Raw genomic sequence first — 1,659 nt, forward strand, 5'->3', positions numbered from 1 at the left:
GAAGCGAACGCGGTGAACTGAAACATCTAAGTAACCGCAGGAAAAGAAATCAACCGAGATTCCCAGAGTAGTGGCGAGCGAAATGGGACCAGCCTGTACTCTTTATCTTCATTGTTAGTCGAAGGCTCTGGAAAGTGCCGCCATAGCAGGTGATAGCCCTGTAGACGAAAACAGCGAGGAAGAACTGGGTGTACGACAAGTAGGGCGGGACACGTGAAATCCTGTCTGAAGATGGGGGGACCATCCTCCAAGGCTAAATACTCGTGATCGACCGATAGTGAACCAGTACCGTGAGGGAAAGGCGAAAAGAACCCCGGGAGGGGAGTGAAATAGATCCTGAAACCGCATGCATACAAACAGTAGGAGCCTCGCAAGGGGTGACTGCGTACCTTTTGTATAATGGGTCAGCGACTTACATTCAGTGGCAAGCTTAACCGATTAGGGCAGGCGTAGCGAAAGCGAGTCCGAACAGGGCGTTCAGTCGCTGGGTGTAGACCCGAAACCAGGTGATCTATCCATGGCCAGGATGAAGGTGCGGTAACACGTACTGGAGGTCCGAACCCACTAACGTTGAAAAGTTAGGGGATGAGCTGTGGATAGGGGTGAAAGGCTAAACAAACCTGGAAATAGCTGGTTCTCTCCGAAAACTATTTAGGTAGTGCCTCGTGTATCACCTTCGGGGGTAGAGCACTGTCATGGTTGTGGGGTCCATTGCGGATTACTACGCCATAGCAAACTCCGAATACCGAAGAGTGCAATCACGGGAGACAGACATCGGGTGCTAACGTCCGGTGTCAAGAGGGAAACAACCCAGACCGCCAGCTAAGGTCCCCAAATATTGCTAAGTGGGAAACGAAGTGGGAAGGCTAAAACAGTCAGGAGGTTGGCTTAGAAGCAGCCATCCTTTAAAGAAAGCGTAATAGCTCACTGATCGAGTCGTCCTGCGCGGAAGATGTAACGGGGCTAAGCAATATACCGAAGCTGCGGATGCACACTAGTGTGCATGGTAGGAGAGCGTTCCGTAAGCCTGCGAAGGTGCATTGAAAAGTGCGCTGGAGGTATCGGAAGTGCGAATGCTGACATGAGTAGCGATAAAGGGGGTGAAAGGCCCCCTCGCCGTAAGCCCAAGGTTTCCTACGCAACGTTCATCGGCGTAGGGTGAGTCGGCCCCTAAGGCGAGGCAGAAATGCGTAGCTGATGGGAAGCAGGTTAATATTCCTGCACCATTGTTAAATGCGATGGGGGGACGGATCGCGGAAGGTTGTCCGGGTGTTGGAAGTCCCGGTTCCTGTGTTGGAGAAGGCGCTTAGGCAAATCCGGGCGCGGAATTCAAGGGCATGGGACGAGCCGCTTAGGCGGTGAAGCAACTGGAAGTGGTTCCAAGAAAAGCCTCTAAGCTTCAGTTTAACAAGACCGTACCGCAAACCGACACAGGTGGGCGAGATGAGTATTCTAAGGCGCTTGAGAGAACTCGGGAGAAGGAACTCGGCAAATTGGTACCGTAACTTCGGGATAAGGTACGCCCCTGTAGCTTGACTCGCCTGCGCGAGAAGGGTGAAGGGGTTGCAATAAACTGGTGGCTGCGACTGTTTAATAAAAACACAGCACTCTGCAAACACGAAAGTGGACGTATAGGGTGTGACGCCTGCCCGGTGCCGG

Annotated in this window: 1 rRNA gene; it reads left to right on the forward strand. The window is 52.7% G+C overall.

The annotated features are described in order from the left end of the window. Positions 1-1,659: ribosomal RNA gene (locus HHL24_RS43240) — 23S ribosomal RNA — on the forward strand; the annotation flags it as partial.

It is taken from the genome of Paraburkholderia polaris, assembly GCF_012927345.1.
GTDB lineage: Bacteria > Pseudomonadota > Gammaproteobacteria > Burkholderiales > Burkholderiaceae > Paraburkholderia > Paraburkholderia polaris.